A 26662-nucleotide genomic window follows, 5' to 3' on the forward strand; every position below is an offset into this window, starting at 1 on the left:
TTTCCCGGCACTGTACGTTATAGTTCCTCATCCGCGTGCAGCGCGATGCTGCGTTGCAGCGGCCAGGTCCAGATGCCGGACAGGCGCCACTCGCGTTTGTCGTTTTCCACCAGCACTTGCCAGCGGCTGCGCTCGAGCATCGGCAGCGCCACGGAAAAATTGCCGGCCGCATCGGGCTGCACCAGCAGCTTGATATCCTTTTCCGGCAGGGTCGCATGCGCCAGGTGCAGCTGCAATGGCCCCTGGTACGCCTTGCCGAAGCTGTGCACGGAGCCGCTCAGGCGCGCTGCAGCGACGTCATACGACAGGGTCGTATCCATCGCCAGGTCGCTGGCGATCGTGTCGCGCTTCAAATCCTGGTTGATCGCCTTGCCCTGCTTGTAATAGTCGCCCACCACCAGCGCGTCGGGCTGCGTAAACGCGATATAGCCCATGAAGCTGCCGACGACCACGGACAGGCCGGGACCGATCATCAGCAGCCATGGCCAGCGATGCTTGTACCATGGGGCAACGGGAGGTTGCAGTTTCAGACTGTCGGACATTGTGTTCTCCTTGGGGCCGGACCCTTTGGGTCCGACCCCAGCTTTTGCTTCCGGGTTGAAAATCAAGTGACCCTAACGCATGATTGATGATACCCCTACGGCGAAATACCGGGGTCGGGCCCGGAGGGGCCGACCCCAAATCAACATCACCGCGGCACGATGAACACCGCGCTTTCGCGCACATGCAGCGACGGGTCGTCCAGCGATTGCAATTCGATCGCAATCTTGTTCGAGCCCTTCTCGCCCACGCCGTGCGGCACGCGCAGGCGGATCGGCCAGCCCAGCGTTTCCGTCGGCTGCAAGGTCACTTCCTCGCGCGTCAGCAAGGTCAGGCCCGGCAAGCCGGAAGCGCTGATTTTGAAATGCTGGCTTTGCTCCGAGGTGTTCATGATCTGCAGACGATAGACGTTTTCGATCATGCCGTCTTCCACTTCGCGTCCCATCGAACCGCGGTCGCGGATCACGTCCATCTTCAGGGGCGTGCGCAGGGCCAGCGACGTACACACGGCGATGATGATCAGGGCCAGGATGGACGTGTAGATCAGCACGCGCGGGCGCATGGCGCGCTGGCGGATCTGCTTCGAATTGAAGTTGTTTTCCATCGCATGGTCGGTGCTGTAGCGTATCAGGCCACGCGGCCGCTCGACCTTGTCCATCACGGTGTTGCAGGCATCGACGCAGGCGGCGCAGCCGATGCATTCATACTGCAGGCCGTTGCGGATATCGATACCGGTCGGACACACCTGCACGCACAGGGTGCAATCGATGCAGTCGCCCAGCCTGTCGTTGTTGCCGGCCTTCTTGCTCATGGCGCCGCGTGGTTCGCCGCGCTTGGCATCGTAGGTGATGATCAGCGTGTCCTGGTCGAACATGGCGCTCTGGAAGCGCGCGTAGGGGCACATGTATTTGCACACCTGCTCGCGCAGCCAGCCCGCGTTGCCGTAGGTTGCCAGGCTGTAGAACAAGACCCAGAACCATTCCCAGGGACCGAAATTGAGGGTGGTCACCTCGCGCGCCAGTTCCTTGATCGGCGTGAAGTAGCCGACAAAGGTAAAGCCCGTCCACAGGGCGATGGCGCCCCATACCAGGTGCTTGGCCGTCTTCTTGAACGCCTTGCGCACGGAGGGGCCCTGCTTGTCGAGGGCCATGCGCGCGCTGCGCGTGCCCTCGATGCGGCGTTCGACCCACAGGAAGATTTCCGTGTATACCGTTTGCGGGCAAGAAAACCCGCACCACACCCGCCCGGCAATGGCCGTGACGAGGAATAACAAATACGCACAGATGATCAGCAGGGCCGCCAGATAGATGAAATCCTGGGGCCACAGCACGACGCCGAAAATGTAGAACTTGCGCGTGGTCAAATCGAACAGCAGGGCTTGCCTGCCATTCCAGGTCAACCACGGCAAGCCGTAGAACGCGAGCTGGGTAAGCCATACGCATACCCATCTCCAGGTAGCGTAGCGTCCTTTGGCCTCGCGAGGGTAGATTTGCTCGCGGGCCGCATACATCTTGATGACTTGAGGTTCCATTACATCATTTCACTGGCGTCTGGGGATTCGACAGGCTCCAGACATACGCCGACAGCACGTGTACCTTGGATTCGCCGAGGAAATCGCTGAAGGCCGGCATGGTGTTGCTGCGTCCCTTGCGCACGGTTTCCATGATGGTATCGGCGCTGCCGCCGTACAGCCACACCTTGTCCGTCAGGTTAGGCGCACCGAGCATCTGGTTGCCCTTCGCATCGGCGCCGTGACAGGCCATGCAGGCGCCGAACTTGGCCTTGCCCAGCACGGATTTGACAGGGTCCGAGGTGGAACCGGACAGGCTCAGCACGTAGTGGGCCACGTTCTCGACATCTTTTTCGGAACCGAGCGCGGCGCCCATCGGCGGCATCTGCCCATTGCGGCCATGCATGATGGTGGTCTTGATGATGTCGGGATCGCCGCCATACAGCCAGTCCTTGTCCGTCAGGTTGGGGAAGCCCTTGTTGCCGCGGGCATCCGAACCGTGGCACTGCGCGCAGTAGGTCAGGAACAGACGCTGGCCGATGGCTTGCGCCTGCGGATCGGCGGCCACCGTCTTCAAGTCCTGGCTCAGGTACTTGTTGAACAGGGGGCCGTAGTCGGCTTCCGCCTTCTTCAGCTCTTCCTCGTACTGGCCCGTCGATTTCCAGCCCAGACTGCCGGCGTAGGTGCCCAGGCCCGGGTACAGGAACAGGTAGGCCAGCGCGAAGACGATGGTGATGTAGAACAGCCACATCCACCAGCGCGGCATCGGCGTGTTGAGTTCCTTCAAGTCCTCGTCCCACACGTGGCCCGTGGTGCCGTCGGCGGGGGCGCCGGCGGCCACTTTCACTTTCGACTGCGAGTACAGCAGCACGCCGCAGCCGATGATGCCCAGCAGGGACAGCACGACGATGTAGATATTCCAGAAGCCATTGGTAAAGTCAGCCATGGTTGCGCTCCCCTTGTGCCGGCGCGGCATCGGCCGGATAGTCGAGCGCCTCGTCGGCGAACGGCAGGCGTGCCGCCGCGTCGAAGTCGCCATTGCTGCGGCTGAACGTCCACCACAGGATGCCCACGAATGTCATAAAGGAAACCACCGTCATGACGCTGCTGGCGCTGTCAAACAGGTTTTCGATTGCCATGCTAATTCCTTGTTTTGATTAATGTACCGAGGCCTTGCAGATAGGCGACCAGGGCGTCTTCTTCCGTCTTGTCCTGCAGCTGCGCGGGGCCGGCGGCGATCTCTTCGTCGCTGTACGGCTGGCCCAGGCGTTTCAGGGCGCGCATCTTCGGCATGATGTCGTCAGGCACCAGCTTGGTCTTCGCCAGCCATGGGTAGGCCGGCATGTTCGACTCGGGCACCACGTCGCGCGGGTTGTTCAAGTGCGTGCGGTGCCATTCGTCGCTGTAGCGGGCGCCCACGCGGGCCAGATCCGGCCCCGTGCGCTTGGAACCCCACTGGAACGGACGGTCGTAGACGAACTCGCCGGCGACCGAATAGTGGCCATAGCGTTCCGTTTCCGCGCGCAGCGGACGCACCATCTGCGAATGGCAGTTGTAGCAGCCTTCGCGCACGTAGATGTCGCGGCCCGCCAGGCGCAGCGGCGAATACGGCTTCAGGCCGGCGACGGGCTCCGTCGTGCTCTTCTGGAAGAACAGGGGGACGATCTCGACGGCGCCGCCGATGCTGATCACCACCGTGACCAGGGCGATCAGCAGCCAGGGGTTTTTCTCAATCCATGCATGTGAAAATTTCATTTGCTTTCGCTCCTATCAGGCGTGCGCCGCGTTCAGTTCCGGAATGCGGGCGACGGGGAGTTTGCTGCCGCGCAGAGTCATCCAGGTGTTGTAGCCCATGATGCACATACCCGACAGGTACAGCAGGCCACCGGCCACGCGCACCACGTAGTACGGATACGTTGCTTTCACGCTCTCGACAAAGGTGTAGGTCAGGGTGCCGTCCGGATTGACCGCGCGCCACATCAGGCCTTGCATCACGCCGGCGATCCACATTGCCGCGATGTACAGCACGATGCCGATGGTGGCCACCCAGAAGTGCACGTCGACCAGGCGCGTGCTGTGCATCTGCGTGCGGCCCGCCAGGCGCGGCAGCAGGTAGTAGATCGAACCCATGGTGATGAAGCCCACCCAGCCCAGGGCGCCCGCATGCACGTGGGCAACGGTCCAGTCGGTGTAGTGCGACAGCGAGTTGATGGTCTTGATCGACATCATCGGACCTTCGAAGGTGGCGATGCCATAGAACGACAGCGAGACGATCATGAATTTCAGGATCGGATCGGTACGCAGCTTGTGCCAGGCGCCCGACAGGGTCATGATGCCGTTGATCATGCCGCCCCAGCTTGGTGCCAGCAGGACCAGCGAGAAGACCATGCCGATCGATTGCGTCCAGTCAGGCAAGGCCGTGTAGTGCAGGTGATGCGGGCCCGCCCACATGTAGGTGAAGATCAGCGCCCAGAAGTGGACGATCGACAAACGGTACGAGTACACGGGGCGCTCGGCCTGTTTCGGGATGAAGTAGTAGACCATGCCCAGGTAGCCGGCGGTCAGGATGAAGCCCACCGCGTTATGGCCGTACCACCACTGGATCATGGCGTCCTGCACGCCCGCATACGCGGAATACGACTTGGTGAACGAGGCTGGCATGACGGCGCCATTGACCACGTGCAAAATCGTCACGGCCAGGATGTAGGCGCCGAAGAACCAGTTGGCCACGTAGATGTGCTTGACCTTGCGCTTGATCAGCGTACCGAAGAAGACGATGGCGTAGGCGATCCAGACGACGGCGATGAGGATGGCGATAGGCCATTCCAGTTCGGCGTATTCCTTGCCGCGGGTCAGGCCCATGGGCAGGCTGACGACCGCGCACAGGATCACGGCTTGCCAGCCCCAGAACGTGAAGGCGGCCAGTTTGTCGGAAAACAGGCGCACCTGGCAGGTGCGTTGCACGACGTAGTACGAGGTGGCGAACAGGCCGCAGATGCCGAAGGCGAAAATCACCGCATTCGTGTGCAGCGGACGCAGACGTCCGTATGTCAGCCATGGTATGTCGAGGTTCAGGGCAGGCCAGGCCAGCTGAGCGGCGATGATAACGCCAACCAGCATGCCGATGATGCCCCATACCACAGTAGCGACCGCGAATTGCTTCACGATCTTGTAGTTATAGTTCAGCGATTGATCCACAAAGACTCTCCCTGGAATTACTATTTATGATGGTGGCCAGAGAGTAAGTGTTTGACCGCGAAAAAACTTTGATGTGGATCAAAATTCCCCGGATGAAATAAGCGTAGCGAACTGGCATCGAAATAAAGTGATATTTCGATCAAAAAAGCCGTACAAGATCCCTGCAAGAGGTGCTTGAGCTATGTCAAAAAGCGTTTTCCTGCGATGGCCAGGCACCGGCGTGCAGGAGGGGGAAACGTCAAGCGTGCGGTTCGCCGGGCGCCGGCTTGACCGTCGTGTCGTCATCCTGCAGCACGCGCAGGCCCGGTCCGACGAGGTCGTCGAACTGGCCGCTGTCCGAGGCCGTGAAATACACCCACAGGGCGATGAAGACGACCACGACGCTCAGGGGGATGAGGAGATACAGTGCTTCCATGTTCAGGCTTTCCGCAGGCGCAGGGCGTTGGCGATGACGACGGCCGAGCTGGCAGCCATGCCGATGCCGGACAGCCAGGGGTTCAAGAAGCCCAGCGCGGCGGCCGGGATGGCCGTCAGATTGTACAGCGTGGCCCAGCCCAGGTTTTCGCGGATGATGCGCATGCTGCGCGCGGCCGTCTTGGCCGTGTCCAGCACGGAGACCAATTGGCTCGACAGCAGCACCGTGTCCGCATGCGCTTGCGCCAGCGCGGCGCCGGAACCCATGGCGAAGGACACGTCGGCACCGCTCAGCACGGCGGCGTCGTTGATGCCGTCGCCCACCATCGCCACCACGGCGCCCGTCGCCTGCAATTGCTGCACGAAATCGAGCTTTTCATCGGGCAGGCATTCGCCGCACGCCGTGGCGATGCCCAGCTCCGCCGCCACGCTTTGCGTCAGCGCTTCCTGGTCACCGCTCAGCAGCACGACTTGCTTGCCGTGCCGGTGGAAATACGCGACCACGTCGCGCGCTTCCGGGCGCAGCGCGTCGCTGAGCAGGAAACGCGTCAGCCAGCGGCCCTGCGTGCCCAGGTACAGCGGCGTCATGCCCTGCATGCCGACGGCCGTGTCACCCAGCGGCGGACCCGCGATGGCGGCGACAAAGGCCGCATTGCCCAGGCGGTAGCGCACGCCGTCGACGACGCCTTCGAGGCCCTGGCCCTGCACTTCCTGCAGGTTTTCCGCATGCGTGCGCGGCGTTTCTCCCGCTGCTGCCAGGATCGCCTGCGCCAGCGGATGGGCGCTGCCCGCCTCCAGCGCGGCGGCCACCTGCAGGCAGTCGTCTTCCGTCATGCCGTCCAGGCCCTCGATCTGTTTCAGCACGGGGCGGCCCAGGGTCAATGTCCCCGTCTTGTCGAAGACGATGTGGGTGGCGCGGTGCAGGGTTTCCAGCACATGCGGCTGGACGATCAGCACGCCGCGCCGCAGCAGGCTGTCGGTGGCGGCCGCCAGCGCCGTCGGCGTGGCAAGCGACAGCGCGCACGGGCACGACACGACCAGCACGGCGATGGCCACGGGCCACGCCTGCGACGGGTCGTGCCAGCTCCAGAAGGCGAACACGGCGATGGCAAACAGCAGCAGGCCCAGCACGAACCAGGCGGCGACCTTGTCGGCCCACTGCGCGATCTGCGGCTTGCCGCTGCCGGCCCGCTCGATCAGTTTCAACAGGTCGGACAAGGTGCTTTCGCGCGCCGGTTTCAGTACGCGCAAGATCAGTGCCGCGCTGGCGTTGATGGCCCCGCCCGGCACCCGCTCGCCCAGTTTGCGGCGCTGCGCCGCGCTCTCACCCGTCAGCAGCGATAAATCGAGCGCGCTCGTGCCTTCGATGATGACGCTGTCGGCGGCGATCGCCTCGCCCGGCTTGACCAGGATGATGTCACCGACGGCCAGGCTGCCGGCCGGCACCAGGGTGGTGGCGCGGTTGTCCGGAAAGCCCGCCATCAGCGAGGCGGACGCGGGCAAGGCGTGCTGCAAGCGCTCGAGGGCCGAGGCAGCCTTGCGGCGCGCCTGCAGCTCGAAATAGCGGCTGCACAGCAGCAGAAAAATGAACATCGTGGCCGAGTCGTAATACACCTCGCCGCGGCCCGTAAACGTCGCCACCACGCTGCCGAAGAACGCTGCCAGGATGCCCAGCGCCACGGGCACGTCCATGCCCAGGGTGCGCGCGCGCAGGCTGGCCCAGGCGCCCTGGAAAAACGGCATGGCCGAATAGCAGATGGCGGGCAGGGTCAAGAGCAGGCTGGCCCAGCGCATCAGGCTGGCCATATTCTCGTCCAGCGTGCCGTCTTCGGCCGCCAGGTAGGCGGGTGCCACGTACATCATTACCTGCATCATCGACAGGCCGGCCACGAACAGCTGGCGGCCCAGCGTCTTGCTGGCTTTTTGCAGGCGTTCACCATGGCGCACGGCGTCGTACGGATAGGCCGTGTAGCCGACTTGCCGCACGGCTTGCAGGATATCGCCCGGCTCGCACTGCGCGCGGCTCCAGCGCACGTACAGGCGCTCCGTGGCGACGTTCAGGCTGGCCGCCTGCACGCCGGGCAGGCGCGTCAATTGACGTTCGATCAGCCAGACGCAGGCGGCGCAGCGGATGCCTTCGACAGAGAGCGTTGCTTCGCAGCTGCTGGCGTCGCGCGCGAATTGCGCGTCGTCATTGCTGTACAAACGCAGTTCGGGCGGCACCATGGTGGCGTCAGCCGCGTTGACGGCGTATTCGTCGCGGTCGCGGTAGTAGGCGCTCTGGCCGATGTCGACGATGGTTTGCGCCACCGCTTCGCAGCCGGGGCAGCACATGGCGCGCGGCACGTCGTCGATGGTGACGTGCCAGCTCGAGCCGCTGGGCACGGGCAAGCCGCAATGGAAGCAGGCGGAGGGTTGTAAAACTGCATTCATAAGTTTGTTTTCATGCGTCTTTTCATGGATGGCCCGTGACGCACAGGGCGTCGAGCCAGCCCAGCGAGACGCCATTCGCTGCGCGCAGCAGGCCCAGCAAGCCAAAGCCCAGCACCAGCACGCCGCTGGCGATGCGCACGGGGCGGCGCTGCATCTGTGCGCGCAGGCGCGTGCCCAGCAGTCCCATGCCCAGCAACGTGGGCAGGGTACCCAGGCCGAAGGCGGCCATCGTGGCCGCGCCGCTCAGGGCCGAGCCTTGCATCATGGCCGTCAGCAGGGCGCTGTAGACCATGCCGCACGGCACCCAGCCCCACAGGCCGCCCACGGCCAGCGCTTTTAGAGGGGTATCCATCGGCATCAGCGGTTTCAGCAGGGGACGCACGCGGCGCCAGACGACGTTGCCCGCCGCTTCCAGGCGGGCCAGGCCGCGCCAGGCATCCATCAGGTACAGGCCCAACGCCACCAGCATCAGGTTGGCCAGCCAGTAGCCGGCCACTTGCAGGGACGCCATGTGCAGCATGCCCGCGCCGGCCAGGCTGCCGGCCAGGGCGCCAGCCAGCATGTAGCTGCCTATGCGCCCGCCGTTGTAGGCCAGCACGCGCAGCACATTGGCCTGCACGGTTGTCTGTAACGCCGGGCGCGCCACGGCGATGGCGATCACGGGGCGCGCTGGCGCGGGAGCGGCACCGCCGCTGATCGACAGGGCGCCCACGATGCCGCCGCACATGCCGATGCAGTGCACGCTGCCGGCCAGGCCGACCAGGAACATGGGCACGAGGCTGAGGGCGTTCATCGGGCGGTGTTACACCGTTTTCGAGTAGCGCAGCGGCTGCACCGCGTCCGGCGCCGCGTTGGCGCGCGCCATGGTCAGGTAGCGGTCGAAAACCATGCAGATATTGCGGATCAGCAAGCGCCCTTTCGGCGTCACCGTCAGCCAGTCTTCCTCGATGACGAGCAAGCCGTCACGCGCCAGTTCGCGCAGCTTTTCCAGTTCCGTGGCGAAGTAGCTGCGGAATTTCACGGGATGCGCCTGCTCGATGGTGGCGATCGACAATTCGAAATTGCACATCAGCATCTGGATGATGATACGGCGTAATAAGTCGTCCGTATCGAGCTTGATGCCGCGCGCGATCGGCAGCACGCCTTCGTCGAGCTTTTCATAGTATGCGTCGAGCGTCTTTTCATTCTGGCTGTAGACGGCGCCGACGGAACTGATGGCCGACACGCCGCAGGCGATCAGGTCCGCTTCCGCGCGCGTGGAATAGCCCTGGAAATTGCGGTGCAAGCGGCCCTGGCGCTGCGCCACGGCCAGGTCGTCCGTCGGCTTGGCGAAATGATCCATGCCGATGTAGACATAGCCGGCGGCGGTCAGGCGTGCGATGCACAGGCCCAGCATGGCCAGCTTGGTGGCGCTGTCGGGCATGTCGGCGTCGAGGATGCGGCGCTGCGGCTTGAACAGGTGCGGCATGTGCGCGTAGTGGTACAGGGCGATGCGGTCGGGGCTGGCGTTGATCACCTTGCGCAAGGTTTCCGTCATCGTGTCCAGGTTTTGCTTGGGCAGGCCGTAGATCAGGTCGATGCTGATCGAGCGGAAACCGGCGTCGCGCGCCGCCTGCATGATGGCCACCGTTTCCGCTTCCGGCTGGATGCGGTTGACGGCTTTTTGCACGTCCGCGTCGAAATCCTGCACGCCCAGGCTGATGCGATTAAAGCCTTGCGCGCGCAGGGAAAACACGCGCTCGCGCGACACGGTGCGCGGGTCGATTTCGATCGAATATTCGCCGTCTTCATCGGCAGCGAACTCGAAATGCTGGCGCAGGTGCGCCATCAGCTCGTCCATCTGCTTTTCGCTCAGGTAGGTGGGCGTGCCGCCGCCGAAGTGCAATTGCTCGATCTGGTTCATGCCGGCAAACAGCTTGCCCTGCATGGCGATTTCCTGTTTCAGGTAGCTGAGGTAGGTGGCGGCCTTGCTGCGGTCTTTCGTGATGATCTTGTTGCAGGCGCAGTAGTAGCACAGGGTGTCGCAGAACGGCACGTGCACGTACAGCGACAGCGGACGGCGGCCGCCGCGCATGCGCAGCGCGGCCAGCGCTTCGAGGAAATTGCCGTAGCCAAAGTCGGCACTGAAACGGTCGGCGGTCGGATACGACGTGTAGCGGGGGCCGGACTGGCTCATCTTGCCGATGATGACCGGGTCGAATTCGACGACGGCGTCCAGGTCGGCGGAAGCACTGCTGAGGAGTGTAGGCATGATGTGTTTTGATGTCTTGAAAGGTTTAGGCGGCCAGGCGTTTCATGGCGGGTTTGCCGGCGTTCGCGGCGCCGCCCTTGCCGCCGGGCATGGCGACGCGGCGCGGTGGCGGCATCTTGCCGAAATTGAACAGGCTCACGGCTTGCGACAGGCTGGCTGCTTCTTCCGCCAGGCGGGTGGCGGCCGCGGCGGCTTCTTCCACCAGGGCCGCGTTCTGCTGCGTCACCTGGTCCATGTGGGCGATGGCCTGGTTGACCTGGTCGACGCCGATGCTCTGCTCGCGCGAGGCGATGGAAATTTCCTGCATGATGGCCGTCACCTGCTTGACGGAGCTGACCACCTGCTCCATGGTGGCGCCCGCGCGGTTCACCTGCAGCATGCCGGCGCCCACCTTGCCGACGGAAATTTCGATCAGCTGCTTGATGTCCTTGGCCGCCACGGACGAGCGCTGCGCCAGGTTGCGCACTTCGCCCGCCACCACGGCAAAGCCCCTGCCCTGCTCGCCGGCGCGCGCCGCTTCCACGGCCGCGTTCAGGGCCAGGATGTTGGTCTGGAAGGCGATGCCTTCGATCAGGCCGATGATGTCGACGATCTTCTTTGACGAGGTGTTGATGTCGTCCATGGTGGTGATCACCTCGGAAACGATCTCGCCGCCCTGCACCGCCACTTTCGAGGCGGCCACGGCCAGTTCATTCGCCTGCACCGAGTTGTCCGCATTCTGTTTCACGGTCGACGAGAATTCCTCGATGCTCGAGGCCGTCTCTTCCAGGCTGGCCGCCTGCGATTCCGTGCGGCCCGACAGGTCCATATTGCCGACGGCGATCTGCTTGGTGGCCACGGCCATGGTTTCCACGTTGATGCGCACGTCGCGGATGGTGGCGATCAGGTTGCTGTTCATCTGTTGCAGCGCGCGCAGCAGCTGGCCCATTTCATCCGTGCTGTCCGTTTCGAAACTGCCCGACAGGTCGCCGGCGGCAATCGCCCGCGCGCCGTTCAGGGCCTTGCCCAGCGGCTTGAGCACGGACATGCGCAAGGTGTACCAGAGGAAGACGTTGATCAGGAAACCGAACAGGGTAGCGCCGAAGATGGCGTAATTGGTGATCTTGCCGCCGCTGGCGAACAGGCTGATGATGCACACCAGCAGCTGCAGGCAGTTGACGATGGAGGTGGCGGCCCAGATGCGCAGGTTGAGCGACATGTGCGTCAGGTTGTGCAGCAGGTGCGCCAGGCCCGGGCGCACGATCTGGCCATGCTTGATGACGATGTTGCCGCCTTCCTTGTTGCGGATGGCCGCGTAGGCTTCCTCGGCTGCCTTGACCTGATCCTTGTCGGCCTTCACGCGCACCGACATGTAGCCGATGGTCTTGCCCGCTTCGCGGATGGGCGTGACGTTGGCGCGCACCCAGTAAAAATCGCCGTTCTTGCAGCGGTTCTTGACCAGGCCCGTCCAAGGTGTGCCCGCCTGGATCGAGGCCCACAGGTCGGCGAACGCTTCGGCCGGCATGTCCGGGTGGCGCACGATGTTCTGGGGCGAACCGAGCAGCTCTGCCTCGCTGAAGCCGCTGACCTGGCTGAAGTACGGATTCACGTAGACGATATTGCCGTTCATATCCGTTTTCGACACGATGGCCTGGTCGTCCTGGACGAGGACTTCACGGTTAGTCACTGGCAAATTTTGTCGCATGGTCGCGGCTTCCTGGTCGGTTAAATGAGCAATTGGTGAGTAAGACTTGCACGATTGCAAGAATGGAGATCAGTGTAAGGAGTCACCTGCGCAAATTTATTGATGTAGATCAAAATCCTCCAGATTGGCTCGGGTAATTTGCCGCAGCTCTCAAGCGAGTCCCATTTCGTCCCGGCAGCTTTTCGTTTATAGTGCCAAATTGGCTATTTCTTTTGCTAATTGGCACTATTTGCCTTGGCGGCTTTCTTTGGATTCAGGAGACCCATGGGTTTATTCGATTTTTTCCGCAGCCCTCCCTCGCGCGATGCCTTTGCGCAGCTCGTCCTGCGGCAGATCGGCCAGGATGGCCTGGCATCCGACAGCCGCTATGAACGGGAACAGTTTCGCATCGTGTCGGGCAGCGACGACGGGCATGTTTTCAATCTGGACAATGCCTACCGCGACTATTGCGCCGCGCCGCGCAAGCAGCGGGCACACGTCGTGCAGCACTACCTGAGCATCTACTCGGCTCCCGGCGTGCCATCCAGCTTTGCCGACGCCCGCGCCAGCCTGATGCCCGTACTGCGCAGCCGCCGGCAGGGCGACCATCTGCGCCTGCTGGCGCAGACCGAGCCGCAGCGTCCGGCATTTGCCACTGCCTGCCAGGACTTCAGCGAGGATGCGGTCGTCATGCTGGCCTACGATACGGAAGCGAATATGGCCACCATCGGCCAGGCTACGCTGGCGCAGTGGGGCGTGACGTTCGAACAGGCGCTGGCGGCGGCCATGGACAATTTGCGCGACCGCACGGCGCACAGTTTCGTCGCGTTGGGCAACGGCTTGCTGCTGGGCGACTGGAACGACGCCTATGATTCTTCGCGCCTGCTGCTGCCGGACTTGCTGTACCGCGCCTGCGAAGGCGGCGAACCGCTGGTGATGGTGCCCACGCGCGGCCGCTTCCTGCTGGCGTCGTCGCACCATGCGGCGGGACAGCTGGCCATGGTGGCCCTGGCCGACCAACTGGCGCGCGACGAGGGGCGGCAGGTCTCGACCGCCCTGTATGGCGTGCGGGACGGGAAAATCGTCGCCTGCGAACCGGCCGATGCGGCCGTCGCCACGGCGCTGCGGCGTTTCCAGACGATCGTGCGCGCCGATCTCTACAACCAGCAGAAGGAAGAGTGGGAGCAACTCAACACGAGCACGGGCGAAGATGTCTTCGTCGCCAGCTGCCTGCTGATCGAACGGCAGCCGGGCGAGCGCGTCGTTTCCGTGAGCAGCTGGGCCCGCGACGTGCATACCTTGCTGCCGCGCACCGATGTCGTGGCGCTCGAGGTGCGCGACGAGCATGGCGAGCGCAGCGGCAGCAAGCTGCTGGCGTGGGACGAGGCGCAAGCCATCGGCGGCGGCCTGATGGAGCAAATCGATTGCTACCCGGTGCGCTACCGCGTGCGCGCGTTTCCCGATGCGCAGTGCGTGGCGGCGGCGCCGGCCTGCGAGCTCTGAAGCCTGGCCGCTAGTCCACGCCCGCCGTCAGCGGCCGCAGGCTGCCCACGGCGTAGCCTTGCGCATAGTCGATGCCCAGCTCGCGGATGACGGCCAGGGTGGCTTCGTCTTCCACGTATTCGGCCACCGTTTTTAAGCCCATCACGTGGCCCACTTCATTGATGGCCTTGACCATGGCGCGGTTGATGGCGTTGGTGGCGATGTCGCGCACGAAGACGCCGTCGATCTTCAGATAGTCGACGGGCAGGGCCTTCAGGTAGCCGAACGAGGAAAAGCCGCTGCCGAAGTCGTCGAGCGAGAAGCGGCAGCCCATGGCCTTGAGCTGGCGCATGAATATTTGCGCCTTGGGCAGGTTGGCGATGACGGCCGTTTCCGTGATTTCAAAACAGATTTGCTCGGGTGCAATCGCGAATTGCACGAACTGCTCGGTGATGTAGTCGTGCAAGCCCGTGTCGGCCAGCGACATGCCCGACAGGTTGATGGAATACAGGGCCGGGGTGCGGCGCCGGCTTTCGGCCAGCGCATCGAGCGGCGGCAGGCCGTCGCGCACGCTTGCGATATGCGCGCAGACGGCACGGATGACCCAGCGGTCGATGGACAGCATCATATCGTAGCGTTCGGCGGCGGGGATGAAGGCGCCGGGCAGTATCAGGTCGCCCTTGCTGTTGCGGATACGGATCAGCACTTCGTCGTGGTGTTCCGGATGGTCGCGCAGGTGCACGATGGGCATGGCGTACAGGCGGAAATAATCGTGTTTGAATGCTTCGTTCAGGCGGGAAATCCACAGCATTTCGCCATGCCGCTGCGCCAGCATGACGTCGGACTCCTGGTACACGTGCAGGCGGTTGCGGCCCTGCTCCTTGGCCAGGTAGCAGGCCCGGTCGGCCGCGCTCAGCAGTTCGCTCATGGACTTGCTGTCCTGACTGATTTCCACGATGCCGATGCTCACGCCCAGCTCGAAGCTGCGGTTATCCCAGGCGAAACGGAAATCGCGGATGGACTGGCGCAGCTGTTCGCCGATCTGGCGCGCATGGTCGAGCGGACAGTGCGGCAACAGCACGCCCAGTTCGTCGCCGCCGAGGCGCGCCAGGATGTCACTGTCGCGCATGCGGCCCTGCAGCATCTTGGCCAGCAGCTGCAGCAGCACGTCGCCGGCGCCGTGGCCGCAGGTGTCGTTGATGACCTTGAACTGGTCCAGGTCCAGGTACAGCAGCGCATGCACGTGGCCGTCCTGCTTGGCCGTGTGCAGGGCGCCGGCCACCAGGTGTTCGAATTCGCGCCGGTTGATCAGGCCCGTCAGGGTGTCGTGCGAGGCTTGCCACGACAGTTCCTGGCTCAGCTTGCGTTCGTGGCTGACGTCGCGAAACACGACGACGGCGCCGAGGATCTCGCCGTCGCGCGACCAGATGGGCGCGGCCGACTCCTCGACGGCGATGCGCCGCCCTTCGCGCGTGATCAGCTGCGAGTGAGGGGAAATGCCGATGGCCTTGCGTTGTTGCAGGCAGTGCATGGCCACGTGCTCGAGCGCTTCGCCCGTGCGTTCGTCGGCCAGCGGCATGGTCTGGCCGATGTCCAGACCCTGCGCCATGTCATTGGTCCAGCCCGTCAACTGCTCGGCCACGCGGTTCAGGTAGCGCGTCTTGCCCTGCGGATCGGTGGTGATGACGCCGTCGCCGATGGAGCTGAGCGTCACCTCGGCCAGTTCCTTGCGCTCGGCGATCATCAGCTCGCGCGCCATGTGCTCGGTGATATCCCAGATGATGCCCAGGGTGCGTTCGGGTTGCCCGCCGGCATCGACGAAGACGTGCGCCTTGGCCGCCAGCCAGTGTTCGCTGCCATCGGGCCAGACGACGCGGTATTGCAGGGCGTAGCCGCCGCCCCGGCGCACGCCGTCCTGCAGCACGCTCAGTACCTTGTCGCGGTCGCTGGCGTGCACGCAGTCGAGAAAGACGCGGAACGGCTGCGTCAGCGGGCGCTCCTCGAGGCCCAGCAAGGTGGCGCCTTTGGCCGACCAGCTGACCGTGCCGTCGATGACCTGGCCATCGACGATGCGCGAATCCCAGATCGCCATGTGCGCCGCCTCCAGCGCCATCTGCAAACGTTTCTGCTGGTCGCTCATCATCCTCTCCTGACATGGATACAGGGATAGATGCGCGGCTGATATTTAAGTTCCCGGCGCCTCGGCAGAGGTGGCTGGCGCGGCGCGCGCCACGTCGCGCACATTCTTTTGCACGGCCACGGCTGCAAACAGGCTCAGCAGGAATGCCATCGCATAAAACCCCTTCTCGCTATTTTGCAGATTAGCGTTCCACAGGCCCACAGTCAATAACAGCAAGGCCAGCAGCACGGAAATCCAGCACAGGCCAAAGTAAATCCCCGTCACGGCGATGCCCTCGCTGCGGTCGCGCACGGATTTCTGCAGCGAGATGGCGGCGAACAGGCCGTACATCAGGATCGTAAAATAATAGCCCTTCTCGTTGAGGGCCATGCCGGCGTTCCACAGACCGGACAGGTAAGTGACGATGCCGATCAGCAATGCCGCCCAGGACGCGCCGATAAAGGCGCTGCTGGGGCGTGGGGCGGGGGAAGTCTGCATAAGGTCTCCATGGGCAGCGGGCGCCGCCGGCATGGCCGGGGCGGCAGGCACGGATGCGCCTGCCGCCTCATCAGACCAGAAAGTTTATTTGCTTGGCTTGATCATGCGCAACAAAGCCGACACGGCGGTGACGCCGGCCAGCACCAGGCCGCCGGCGATCAGGCCGGCCACCGCGTTGATCAGGCTGGGCGTGACGGCGGCCAGCACGGGGCCGATGCCGGCCACGCTGCCGACGGCTTCTTCCGCATGGTGCAGCATGGCGCTGGCCCATGGCCAGCCGTGCGTCAGGATGCCGCCGCCGACCATGAACATGGCCAGCGTGCCCACGACGGACAGGAATTTCATCAGTTTCGGCGCCGCCGACACCAGCATGCGGCCAAAGCCGCGCACGCCGTCCATCAGCGCGCCCGCACCCTTGCGCGCGGACAAATAAAAGCCCGCGTCATCGAGCTTGACGATGCCGGCCACCAGGCCGTACACGCCCACCGTCATGATGATGGCGATGCCGACGACGACGGCCACCTGCTCGGCGAAGGTGGCTGCGGCCACGGTGCCCAGCGCGATGACGATGATTTCCGCTGACAAAATGAAGTCGGTGCGGATGGCGCCCTTGATTTTGTCCTTTTCCAGGGCGACGAGGTCGACCTGCGGGTCGCGCAGCGCCTGCGCCAGCTCGGCCTTGTGGCTGTCGTCCGGGTGCAAATACTTGTGGGCAATCTTTTCGAAACCTTCGAAGCACAGGTAGGCGCCGCCCACCATCAGCAGCGGCGTGATGGCCCACGGCGCAAACGCGCTGATGGCCAGCGCGGCGGGCACGAGGATTGCCTTGTTCTTCAGCGAACCGACGGCGACGGCCCAGACGACGGGCAGTTCGCGTTCGGCACGCACGCCGGCCACTTGCTGCGCGTTCAGGGCCAGGTCGTCGCCGAGCACGCCGGCCGTCTTCTTGGCGGCCACCTTGGTCATCAGGGAAACGTCATCGAGGATGCTGGCGATGTCGTCTAGCAGGGCCAGCAGGCTGGAGCCGGCCATCTCAGTGCGCTCCCACGGTAGCGGCAGGAAATTGTGGAGCGAGGAAAGTGTTGTTTTTCATGATGTTATTCTTGGTTGTACGGCAAGGAAGTGTGTGACTGCGATCTTACCTCAGGGCGGGCCGGCAAGGCCGCACCGACCGGGTTAAAATTGCTCATCGTCACCATTTTTTGGACACCGCATGCATTTCGCCACCTGGATCACCTTTGTCATCGCCGCTTCCATCATCGCCGTCTCGCCCGGATCGGGCGCCGTGCTGTCGATGTCGCACGGCCTGTCGTATGGGGTGAAAAAGGCCAGCGCGACGATTCTGGGCCTGCAGCTGGGGCTGCTGGTGGTGCTGGGCATCGCCGGCGCCGGGGTCGGTTCCCTGCTGCTCGCTTCCGAAGTGGCGTTCAATATCGTCAAGACGGTGGGCGCGCTGTACCTGATCTATTTGGGCCTGTCGCAATGGCGTGCCAAGGTGGCCGTCACGGGCGACCTGCATGCCGACGCCGTGGTGCCTTCCATGGGCCGGCGCGTGCTGACGGGCTTTCTGACCAACGTGACTAACCCGAAAGGCATCATTTTCATGGTGGCGGTGTTGCCGCAATTTATCAGCCCGGCAGCGCCGCTGTTGCCGCAGCTGCTGATCCTGGCCGTCACCATGTGCACGATCGATCAGATCGTCATGCACAGCTACGCCTTCCTGGCTTCCTCGATGCAGCGCTTTTTCCGCGATGCGCGCGCCGTGAAAAAGCAGAACCGCTTCTTTGGCGGCTTGCTGATGGCTGTCGGCGCGGCCCTGTTCTTCGTCAAGCGGGGCAGCCAGGCGGCATCCTGAACGAAGTCAATATGCAAACATTTGTAAGCCCGCTTGCGAGGTCCGTCGAATGCGGATGTAATCGGTAGCAATCATCCCTGTAAGTCCTGCCTGGAGCGCTGCCATGCGTCCGACCCTGACTCTCCTCTTCCTGCGCACCCTGTGCGCCGTGCTGCTGTCGTCGGCGTGCGCCTTCGCCCTGGCGCAGGACCCGCCCGCCCGCGTGGGCCGCATTTCCACCGTCGAAGGGCAAGTGCTGGTGCGCGCCGGCGATGGCGACGCGCAAAACGCCCTCTTGAACTGGCCCGTCACGACGGATAATCGCTTGAGCACCCTGCGCGGTGCGCTGGCGGAATTTCGCGTGGGCGCGGCCGCCGTGCGCCTCGATGGCGATTCCGAGCTGGAAGTGAGCGAACTCGATGACGACAGTTTCAAATTGCACCTCAGCTATGGCACGGTCAGCGTGCGCGTGCGCAACCCGGACGCGCTGCGCGGCTTCGAGCTGACCACGGCCCAGGCCCGTGTGATCCTGACCCAGCCGGGCTGGGTGCGCATCGAGGCGGGACGCCAGCCCGGCACCAGCGTCGTCAGCGTGCTCGACGGCGCGGCCGACGTGGATGGCGCGACGGGCAGCGTGACCTTGCGTGCCGGCAAGCGCGCCGAGTTGACGGACGAAGAATTGCGCACGGGCGCCGTGCAGCGCGTGGCGTTCGACCACTGGCCCGAAGCCTTGCCCGCCGCCGCGCCGGCCTTGCGCTATGTCACGGACGATACCACCGGCTATGAAGAGCTGGACCGCTACGGCGCCTGGCAGGAAGACGCACAATACGGGCCCCTGTGGTTGCCCAGCGCGGTGCCGGCCGGCTGGGCGCCGTACAGCGACGGGCGCTGGACGTGGATCGCGCCGTGGGGCTGGACCTGGGTCGACAATGCGCCGTGGGGCTATGCGCCCTCGCACTACGGCCGCTGGGTGCTGCTGGGCCACCGCTGGGGCTGGGCGCCGGGCCGCGAGCGCGGCCGCGTGCCTTGGGCGCCGGCCCTGGTGGGCTGGGTCGGCGGCAACCATGGGCAGCAGCACGGCCAGCGGCCGGGACCCGGTATCGGCTGGTTCCCCCTGTCGCCGCACGACCGCTACGTGCCCGGCTACCGCGCCAGCGCGGACTATGAACGCCGCATCAACCGCGTCGCCGAAGGGCGCCGTTTCGTGGCGGGCGAACGCGAACGGCGCGAAGGCATGACCATGCTGCCGGGCGAGCGTTTTGGCGCCTCGCGCACGGTCGACGTGCCGCGCCGCAACCGCACCACCATGCCGCCGCCCGTCATGCAAAGCTTGCCGTTGAGCACCGCGCCTGCGCCGGCCGGCAACTGGCAGCGTCCCGTTGAGGCGCCGCGCGGCGACCGGGAGCCCCGGCGCGACTGGGGCAGCCGCCCTGGCCGCCTGCAGACGGACGACGGCCAGACGCACCTGGCGCCGCATCCCATGCAGCCGAACCGCCCGCCCGTGCCGGCCCAGCCGCAGCAGCCCCCCATGCCGGCGCAGCCCGTGATGCCGGCGATGCCGGTCTTGCCACCGGTGCATGACCATGTGGCCCGTCCCGGCTGGCGTGGCGAGGAGCGGCCCCGCGCCGACTGGCCCCGCGCCGAGCGTGGCCCCCGCCGCGAGGTGCTGCAGACGGCGCCGCCGCCATCCTTGCCCGCGCCGCCGCCCGTGGCACAGCCGCGGCCCGCGCCGCCGCCGATGCCGGCTCCTGCCGCCCGTCCGGCCCAGGAGGCGCGCAGCGCCGAGCGTCCCAATCCGCCCCGTGAACGCAACAATGAGCGCAACAACGAGCGCGGCGGTCCCGGCCGCAATGGCCGGATGCAGGAAGCGGAGCGCTGACGGCCGTGCCGTCTGTCGCGCCGTATCGACGTTCAAGCCGCGAAATGCGCAGTTCGTCACATACCGGAGGTAAAGCTGCCGTGGTTTGTCTACAGTACGGCCACTGCTTATCCTCCAAGTGACAGCATCGACTTTTCCGGCTATTTTGTCCAAACGAAATAGTTTTCGCCAGCTTACCCAGCTGGCTTTTTTTTTCCGCGCCCCTGGGGCCATGGCGGCCGGCGCAGGCGCTGCAAAAGTTGGCTACAATACGCCTTTATGCAGCCGCCGCGCGATAAGCGCTGCCTGTTCTGACCGGCACTGATTGGATTTCCCATGCAAACCACCCCACCGACCGAAGTGACGATTCCTCCCAGCGAATCGCTGATCGAATACCCGAGCGATTTTCCCATCAAGATCATGGGTCCGACGCATGTCGATTTCGCGCCGACCATGCTCGAGCTGGTCATCAGCCACGATCCGACCTTCCATGTGGGCCGCATGGAAGAGCGTCCATCGGGCAAGGGCAATTACACGGGCCTGACCGTGACCGTGCGCGCCATCAGCCGCGAGCAGCTCGACGCCCTGTACATGGCGCTGTCGGGCCACCCGATGGTCAAGATCGTCATGTAAGGCTGGCTGCCGCCACGCTGGCCCGGCTCTTCGTGAGCAGCCAGACGGCGGCAAAGGCGCCGCTGGCCGCCGCCGTCACCCACAGCAGCGGCTTTTCGCTGCCGTCCGTAATGGCGGCGATGACGGCGCCGCAGGCGGCGGTGATGGCCATCTGCACGAAGAAGAACAGGCCCGAGGCGCTGCCCGCCTGGGCGCCATACGGCTGCAGCACGGCCAGCTGGCAGGCGGGAATCGCCATGCCCACCGACACCATCACCAGCAGCATGGGCGCCACCAGCGACGCCACGTGCTGCGGCGCCAACGTACCCGCCAGCAACAGGCTGGCCGCCCCCGCCACATTCAGCAGCACCGCCACGCCCAGCATGTGATCGGCGCCCAGGCGCGGTCCCAGCGCCCGGAACAGGCTCGACCCCGCGATATAGCCGCTCACCGTCAGCCCGAACACCAGCGCATACGCGCCGGGCGACAGGTGCATGCCCCTTTGCAACAGCACGGACGATTCCGCAATGAAGGGGAAATACGTGCAATACACGCAGCCGATGGCCAGCGCATAGCGCAGGAAATATCTGTCGCCCAGCAGGCGGTAGTACAGCGCCAGGGTATTGCCCTGTGGTACGACGCTGGCCGGCTTGGTTTCCGGCACGTAGGCGGCGATCAGCCACAGCGACAGCGCACCCAGCAGGCACAGCACGCCAAACACGGCGCGCCAGCCGAACGCCGCGTCGAGCACGCTGCCGGCCAGCGGCGCCAGGATCGGTGACAAGCCCATCGCCATCGATATTCTGCCCAGCATGCGCGCCTGCGTGGCGGGATCGAAGCGGTCGCGCACCATGACCCGGCCGATGATGGTGCCGCTGCAGCCGCCGAACGCCTGCAGCACGCGCGCGGCGATCAGCACGTGCACATCGGAGGTCACGGTGCAGACGATGCTGGCGAGCACAAAAATGCCCGTGCCAGCCAGCAGCACGGGCCGGCGTCCGTAGCGGTCGGCCAGCGGTCCGCAGGCGAGCATCGAGGCGGCGGAGCCGGCCATGAACAGGCTCAGGGTCAGTTGTAACTGGGCATCGCTGGCATGCAGGGCATCGGCCATGGCCGGCAGCGAAGGGAGATAGATGTCGATGCTGATGCGCGACAGGCAGACCAGCAGCAGCACGATGCCACCCCGGGCCCATAAAGCGATGTGTTTCTGCATTGTTTTATACGATCCTTGCAAACGTGCGCCCCGCTGGCGCACCGGAACGGTGAGAGTAGGATGGTTGTGGTGTAATGCGAAGTGCCACTCATCAGAAAACTTATTGGACCACTTGGACGATCATCATGCCGCGAGGAAAATCACCGCACGCCCTGGACTTGCCTCGTCCCACCAGCTGGCTCGACAAGGCAGGCGTCAACAAGCAGGATGGCGCGTATGAAGCGCTGCGCTCGGCCATCCTGACGAAGATGCTGCCGGCGGGCAGCCGGCTGCCATCGAGCCGCACCCTGGCCGAACGGTGGGAGTTGTCGCGTGGCACCATCGAAACCGTGTTCGACCGTCTGCACGCGGAAGCGTATGTGACGCGCGTGCCCGGTTCCGGCACGCGCGTGTGCGCCGTGGTGCCGGAGCGCTTCCTGATGGCAGGCTTCGGCGATGCCGCCCCGGCCGCGCCGGCCAGCGTGCCCACGCCCGCCCCGGACACGGGTGTGCGCGACGGCTTGCCCTTCGTGGCGCGGCGCGCCGACGCCAGCCTGTTTCCCATGGCAGCCTGGTCCAAGTGCGCCACGCGGGCGCTGGCGGCCGCCACGCCGGAGCAGCTGTGCAGCGCCGATCCGGCCGGCTTGCCCCAGCTGCGCCAGCAGATTGCCGACTTCCTCGCCAAGTACCGCGGCATCCGCTGCGACCCGCAAGACATCGTTGTCACGACCGGCATCCGCCACGCGATCGACTTGCTGGCGCGCGGCATCGTGCGCGATGGCGACAAGGTGTGCCTGGAAGAACCGGGCTATCCGGCTGCGCGCGCCCTGTTCGCCCTGGCCGGCGCCGTGCCCGTGGATATTGCCGTCGACGCCGAGGGCATCGATTGCGCCGCCCTGGCCGTGCACACGGACGCCTGCCTCGCCTATGTGACGCCGGCGCACCAGTCGCCGCTGGGCGTGACCATGTCCGTCACGCGCCGCCTGGCCTTGCTGGAATGGGCGAACGACAGCGGCGCCTGGGTGGTGGAAGACGATTACGACAGCGAATTCAATTACCACAGCGCGCCGCTGGCGGCCCTGAAGGCGCTCGATCAATACCAGCGCGTGATTTATTGCGGCAGTTTCAACAAGACCCTGTTTGCCGGCCTGCGCGTGGGCTTCATGGTGCTGCCGCCCGCCTTGCGCCCGCAGCTGCTGCGCATCGTGCAATTGACGGGCAGGTCCGTGGGCGTGACGGAACAGCTGGCGCTGGCCGCCTGGATGGAGGAAGGCGCTTTCGTGCGCCATCTGCGCCAGGCGCGGCTGGCCTACAAGGAGCGGCGCGACTTGCTGCTGGCCTGTCTCGAGCAGGCCGCGCCCGGGTGTTACACGATTTCCGGCCAGCAGGCGGGTTTTCATTGCGTGCTGTGGCTGCCGCCCGATGGCGACGAACGGGCGTTTTGCGCGCGCGCGGCGCAGGACGGGCTGGCGCTGCAGCCGCTCGGCGATTTTTGCCACAGCGCCAGGCTGGCGCCGGCCGTGCTGCTCGGCTACACGGCCCTGAGCCTGGCCCAGGTGCGCCACGCTGCACAAAAATTGGGCAGATTGCTGCTGTCGCCGGCGCCTGCGGCTGAATGAAACGGCGGCCTGGCTTATAATCACGGCTTCGCCGCAGCGTCCGCAGGGCGCCGGCAGCTGATTACAGAATCTGTCATGACCACCACCCGCACCGAAACGGCGCTGATCCGCGAGCTGGGCCGCGTCGATTACGAGCCGACCTTTGCCGCCATGCGCGCGTTTACCGACGCGCGCACGACGGACACGCGCGACGAACTGTGGATCGTCGAGCATCCGCCCGTATTTACTTTGGGCCTGGCGGCCGACCGCGGCCATCTGCTGGCCGGCGCCGAGAGTGTGCCCGTGGTGCAGACGGACCGGGGCGGCGAAGTCACCTTCCACGGCCCCGGCCAGGTGGTGATTTACCTGCTGATGGACTTGCGCCGCAACAAGCCGGGCGGCAAGCTGTATGCGCGCCAGTTCGTGCATAAAATCGAGCAAGCCATCATCAACGTGCTGGCGGCGTATAATCTCGCTGGCGAGCGCATCGATGGCGCGCCAGGCATCTATATTGCCGGCGGGCCAGACAAGGGTGCGAAGATCGCCGCGCTGGGATTGAAAGTGCGCGGCAACGGCTGCACCTACCATGGCGTATCGCTCAACGTGGCGATGGACCTGGCGCCGTTTTCCTGGATTAACCCTTGCGGCTATTCCGGCCTGAAGACGGTGGACATGCGCAGCATGGGCGTCGTGGCGCCGCTGGCCGAGGTGCAGCGGGCCCTGGCCCATGAATTGACCGTATTACTCGATGTAAGCGAAGTAAACAGCGCCGCAGGCGCGCCTCAGGCAGCGGATGCCTGAGCAAACAAACCAACATGCCCGTCAAGGGCTTGCAGCCATGACTTCTGAGACCATTTCCAGCACCGCCCCCGCCGCTCCCGCCTACAACCCGAGCGAAAAGCAAAAAGGCGCCAGCAAGACGTCGCGCATCCCGATCAAGATCATTCCGATCGAGCAAGTCGAGCGCCTGAAAAAGCCGGACTGGATCCGCGTCAAGGCCGCTTCGGCATCGACCCGTTTCTATGAAATCAAGGACATCCTGCGCGAAAACAAGCTCGTGACCGTATGCGAGGAAGCCAGCTGCCCGAACATCGGCGAGTGCTTCGGCAAGGGCACGGCCACCTTCATGATCATGGGCGACAAGTGCACGCGCCGCTGCCCGTTCTGCGACGTCGGCCATGGCCGTCCGGACCCGCTGGACAAGGAAGAGCCGGCCAACCTGTCGAAAACCATCGCCAAGCTGCGCCTGAACTACGTCGTCATCACCTCCGTCGACCGCGATGACTTGCGCGACGGCGGCGCCGGCCATTTCGTCGAGTGCATCCAGCAAACGCGCGCCCTGTCGCCGAACACCCGCATCGAAGTGCTGGTGCCCGACTTCCGTGGCCGCCTGGAAAAAGCGTTGAATCTGTTCAAGGATGGCTTGCCTGACGTCATGAACCACAACCTGGAAACGGCACCGCGCCTGTACAAGGAAGCGCGTCCCGGCTCCGACTACATGCACTCGCTGAAATTGCTGAAGGATTTCAAGGCCATGTACCCGGACGTCAAAACCAAGTCCGGCATCATGGTGGGCCTGGGCGAGACGGACGAGGAAATCCTGCAAGTCATGCGCGACATGCGCGAGCACGACATCGACATGCTGACCATCGGCCAGTACCTGGCGCCATCGAACAGCCACCTGCCCGTGCGCCGCTACGTGCACCCGGACGTGTTTAAAATGTTCGAAGAGGAAGCCTATAAAATGGGCTTCACCCACGCCGCCGTGGGCGCCATGGTGCGCAGTTCGTACCACGCGGATGAACAGGCGCACAGCGCCGGCGTGGAATCGGCGCTGAATTTCTAAGCAGCTTGCGCCACATCAAAGCCGCCCGCGATAGCGTGGCGGCTTTTTTTTGCCTGATTGAGGTGATGTACAACATCCTGTACAATTATTGGCATGTACTTTCAATGGAGTGGTGGCACGGCATGAATATCCTGACTTTCAGCGAGGCGCGCGCGGGCCTGAAAAGCGTGATGGACGACGTCTGCAACGACCATACACCCACCGTGATCACGCGCGTGAATGGCGAACACGTGGTGATGCTGTCCTTGTCGGACTACAACAGCATCGAGGAAACCCTGTATTTGCTGGGCACGGCAAAGAATGCCAGCCGCCTGATGGCGTCCGTGGCGCAGATCAAGGCGGGCAAGGCGCAGCCACGGGCATTGGCGCGGCATGAAAAACCGGAAGACTGAAAACAAGCAGCAGGCGCGCGCCGCCGTGCTGGCCTGGACCGATCATGCCTGGGAAGATTATCTGTTCTGGCAAGAGCGCGACCTGAAAATCCTGCAAAAAATCAATGACTTGCTCGATGCATGCCTGGCCGATCCGTTCAAGGGCACGGGCAAGCCGGAACCGCTGAAAGGCGACCTGACGGGCTTTTGGTCGCGCCGCATCGACCGCCAGCACCGGCTTGTGTATCTGCCCGACGCGGGCTGCATCTACGTGGCGGCTTGCCGTTATCACTATGATGACAAATAGGCATTGCCCAGCCGTACCGTAACGCGGTAACGAACGTGACGCGGCTATACTGATCAATGATGTTTTAAAAACATGATTGACGGGGGAGCCATGGACGTACGCATCGACGCATCGTGGAAGGCGCGGCTGGAGGGGGAGTTTGCCCAGCCCTACTGGGAGCGCCTGGCCGCCTTCGTGAAGGAAGAGTACGCGGCGGGGCCGTGTTTTCCGCCGGGTAAATACATTTTTCGCGCCTTCGACCTGACGCCGTTCGAGCAAGTCAAGGTCGTGATCCTGGGGCAAGACCCGTATCACACGCCCGGCGCCGCCATGGGACTGTGCTTTTCGATTCCCGAAGGCACGCCGCCGCAGCCGAGCTTGCAGAATATCTTCAAGGAATTACACAGCGACGTAGGCGTGATGCGCACGCGCACGGATTTGTCCGATTGGGCGCAGCAAGGCGTGTTCTTGCTCAACAGCGTGCTGACGGTGCGCGCGGGGGCGGCCGGTTCGCATGCGGCCAAGGGGTGGGAAAAGCTGACGGACAGCGCCATCGGCCACCTGTCGGCCGAGCGCGAACACCTCGTGTTCATCCTGTGGGGCGGCTATGCGCAAGCCAAGCGCACCCTGATCGATCCCGGCAAGCACCTGGTGCTGGCAGCGCCCCATCCATCTCCCTTGTCGGCCAGCAAAGGTTTCTTTGGCAGCAAGCCGTTCAGCCTGGCAAATGCGTATCTGCAGGCGCATGGCCAGGCGCCTATCGCCTGGGGTGATGGCTGATTCCTGACGGCAACCGACAGCGGCAGGCGTTGCTCCCTGCCGCTGTCTTCGCGCGACTTACAACACCTGGACAGAACCGTAGCGAGCGGATGTGCGGCGTGGCCGAGAAGCGCAGCTGTGCTTTAGCACAGTGAGCATCGGAGGCCGCGCCCCACGCCGCGCAGTAGGTACTGTCAG

Annotated in this window: 25 protein-coding genes; 10 read left to right on the forward strand and 15 right to left on the reverse strand. The window is 64.4% G+C overall.

Annotated features, from left to right (window positions below):
- Positions 1-17 precede the first annotated feature (17 nt).
- The 11 genes from CSQ95_RS01720 to CSQ95_RS01770 form a co-directional block, all read right to left on the reverse strand.
- On the reverse strand, positions 18-542 hold the full coding sequence (locus CSQ95_RS01720; RefSeq protein WP_099408211.1) for a FixH family protein: 525 nt from the start codon (positions 540-542) through the stop codon (positions 18-20).
- A gap of 146 nt (positions 543-688) precedes the next feature.
- The gene (gene ccoG / locus CSQ95_RS01725) at positions 689-2071 is read right to left on the reverse strand and encodes a cytochrome c oxidase accessory protein CcoG (RefSeq protein WP_099408212.1); all 1383 of its coding nucleotides are present in this window, start codon (positions 2069-2071) and stop codon (positions 689-691) included.
- Positions 2072-2075: 4 nt separating this feature from the next.
- Positions 2076-2996: a cytochrome-c oxidase, cbb3-type subunit III gene (gene ccoP, locus CSQ95_RS01730; RefSeq protein WP_099408213.1), complete on the reverse strand. Its 921-nt coding sequence runs from the start codon at positions 2994-2996 to the stop codon at positions 2076-2078.
- Entirely contained in the window at positions 2989-3189 is a 201-nt protein-coding gene (locus CSQ95_RS01735; RefSeq protein ID WP_070223255.1) for a cbb3-type cytochrome c oxidase subunit 3, read from the reverse strand. Before CSQ95_RS01735 ends, ccoP begins: the two co-directional genes overlap by 8 nt.
- A 1-nt stretch (position 3190) precedes the next feature.
- Positions 3191-3805, reverse strand: coding sequence for a cytochrome-c oxidase, cbb3-type subunit II (ccoO, locus tag CSQ95_RS01740; protein WP_070223252.1), 615 nt, complete (start codon positions 3803-3805; stop codon positions 3191-3193).
- Positions 3806-3820: 15 nt separating this feature from the next.
- Complete coding sequence (gene ccoN, locus CSQ95_RS01745) at positions 3821-5248, reverse strand: cytochrome-c oxidase, cbb3-type subunit I (protein WP_046681775.1); 1428 nt, start codon at positions 5246-5248, stop codon at positions 3821-3823.
- Between the two features lie 238 nt (positions 5249-5486).
- Complete coding sequence (ccoS, locus tag CSQ95_RS01750) at positions 5487-5663, reverse strand: cbb3-type cytochrome oxidase assembly protein CcoS (RefSeq protein ID WP_099408214.1); 177 nt, start codon at positions 5661-5663, stop codon at positions 5487-5489.
- 2 nt (positions 5664-5665) lie between these two features.
- The gene (locus CSQ95_RS01755; protein WP_099408215.1) at positions 5666-8095 is read right to left on the reverse strand and encodes a heavy metal translocating P-type ATPase; all 2430 of its coding nucleotides are present in this window, start codon (positions 8093-8095) and stop codon (positions 5666-5668) included.
- Between the two features lie 22 nt (positions 8096-8117).
- On the reverse strand, positions 8118-8888 hold the full coding sequence (locus tag CSQ95_RS01760; protein WP_099408216.1) for a sulfite exporter TauE/SafE family protein: 771 nt from the start codon (positions 8886-8888) through the stop codon (positions 8118-8120).
- A 9-nt stretch (positions 8889-8897) separates the two neighbouring features.
- A complete protein-coding gene (hemN, locus tag CSQ95_RS01765) occupies positions 8898-10346 on the reverse strand; it encodes an oxygen-independent coproporphyrinogen III oxidase (RefSeq protein ID WP_099408217.1) in 1449 nt (482 codons plus the stop codon).
- Between the two features lie 25 nt (positions 10347-10371).
- Complete coding sequence (locus CSQ95_RS01770) at positions 10372-12030, reverse strand: PAS domain-containing methyl-accepting chemotaxis protein (RefSeq protein WP_070223242.1); 1659 nt, start codon at positions 12028-12030, stop codon at positions 10372-10374.
- A 264-nt stretch (positions 12031-12294) separates the two neighbouring features.
- On the opposite strand from CSQ95_RS01770, the gene CSQ95_RS01775 reads away from it, so the two are divergent.
- On the forward strand, positions 12295-13512 hold the full coding sequence (locus CSQ95_RS01775; RefSeq protein WP_070312674.1) for a hypothetical protein: 1218 nt from the start codon (positions 12295-12297) through the stop codon (positions 13510-13512).
- Positions 13513-13522: 10 nt separating this feature from the next.
- Here CSQ95_RS01775 and CSQ95_RS01780 read toward each other — a convergent pair whose 3' ends face one another.
- The 3 genes from CSQ95_RS01780 to CSQ95_RS01790 form a co-directional block, all read right to left on the reverse strand.
- Positions 13523-15631, reverse strand: coding sequence for an EAL domain-containing protein (locus CSQ95_RS01780; protein WP_099408218.1), 2109 nt, complete (start codon positions 15629-15631; stop codon positions 13523-13525).
- Between the two features lie 45 nt (positions 15632-15676).
- Entirely contained in the window at positions 15677-16108 is a 432-nt protein-coding gene (gene yiaA, locus CSQ95_RS01785) for an inner membrane protein YiaA (RefSeq protein ID WP_099408219.1), read from the reverse strand.
- Between the two features lie 84 nt (positions 16109-16192).
- Positions 16193-17140, reverse strand: coding sequence for a DUF808 domain-containing protein (locus CSQ95_RS01790; protein ID WP_070223238.1), 948 nt, complete (start codon positions 17138-17140; stop codon positions 16193-16195).
- 181 nt (positions 17141-17321) lie between these two features.
- Here CSQ95_RS01790 and CSQ95_RS01795 point away from each other — a divergent pair, with 181 nt between their 5' ends.
- From CSQ95_RS01795 to CSQ95_RS01805, 3 genes are all read left to right on the forward strand, one after another.
- The gene (locus CSQ95_RS01795; protein WP_070223237.1) at positions 17322-17963 is read left to right on the forward strand and encodes a LysE family transporter; all 642 of its coding nucleotides are present in this window, start codon (positions 17322-17324) and stop codon (positions 17961-17963) included.
- A 103-nt stretch (positions 17964-18066) separates the two neighbouring features.
- Entirely contained in the window at positions 18067-19821 is a 1755-nt protein-coding gene (locus CSQ95_RS01800; protein WP_099408220.1) for a DUF6600 domain-containing protein, read from the forward strand.
- A 315-nt stretch (positions 19822-20136) separates the two neighbouring features.
- Complete coding sequence (locus CSQ95_RS01805) at positions 20137-20433, forward strand: DUF493 family protein (RefSeq protein WP_070223235.1); 297 nt, start codon at positions 20137-20139, stop codon at positions 20431-20433.
- On the opposite strand, the gene CSQ95_RS01810 is transcribed toward CSQ95_RS01805, so the two are convergent.
- Entirely contained in the window at positions 20426-21625 is a 1200-nt protein-coding gene (locus tag CSQ95_RS01810) for a multidrug effflux MFS transporter (RefSeq protein ID WP_099408221.1), read from the reverse strand. The genes CSQ95_RS01805 and CSQ95_RS01810 overlap by 8 nt on opposite strands.
- Positions 21626-21750: 125 nt before the next feature.
- On the opposite strand from CSQ95_RS01810, the gene CSQ95_RS01815 reads away from it, so the two are divergent.
- The 6 genes from CSQ95_RS01815 (at position 21751) to ung (ending at position 26485) form a co-directional block, all read left to right on the forward strand.
- Complete coding sequence (locus CSQ95_RS01815; RefSeq protein WP_099408222.1) at positions 21751-23223, forward strand: PLP-dependent aminotransferase family protein; 1473 nt, start codon at positions 21751-21753, stop codon at positions 23221-23223.
- 75 nt (positions 23224-23298) lie between these two features.
- Positions 23299-24003 (forward strand): lipoyl(octanoyl) transferase LipB, encoded by a 705-nt coding sequence (gene lipB, locus CSQ95_RS01820; protein WP_099408223.1) that lies wholly within the window; start codon positions 23299-23301, stop codon positions 24001-24003.
- Between the two features lie 37 nt (positions 24004-24040).
- Positions 24041-25048, forward strand: coding sequence for a lipoyl synthase (lipA, locus tag CSQ95_RS01825; protein ID WP_099408224.1), 1008 nt, complete (start codon positions 24041-24043; stop codon positions 25046-25048).
- A 122-nt stretch (positions 25049-25170) separates the two neighbouring features.
- Positions 25171-25440: a type II toxin-antitoxin system Phd/YefM family antitoxin gene (locus CSQ95_RS01830; protein ID WP_070223351.1), complete on the forward strand. Its 270-nt coding sequence runs from the start codon at positions 25171-25173 to the stop codon at positions 25438-25440.
- Positions 25421-25726 carry a Txe/YoeB family addiction module toxin gene (locus CSQ95_RS01835; protein WP_099408225.1) on the forward strand — a complete coding sequence of 102 codons (306 nt, stop codon included), beginning with the start codon at positions 25421-25423 and terminating at the stop codon, positions 25724-25726. The genes CSQ95_RS01830 and CSQ95_RS01835 overlap by 20 nt, the downstream gene beginning before the upstream one ends.
- A gap of 90 nt (positions 25727-25816) precedes the next feature.
- On the forward strand, positions 25817-26485 hold the full coding sequence (gene ung, locus CSQ95_RS01840; RefSeq protein WP_099408226.1) for a uracil-DNA glycosylase: 669 nt from the start codon (positions 25817-25819) through the stop codon (positions 26483-26485).
- Positions 26486-26662 lie beyond the last annotated feature (177 nt).

The organism is Janthinobacterium sp. BJB304 (assembly GCF_002735765.1).
GTDB lineage: Bacteria > Pseudomonadota > Gammaproteobacteria > Burkholderiales > Burkholderiaceae_D > Janthinobacterium.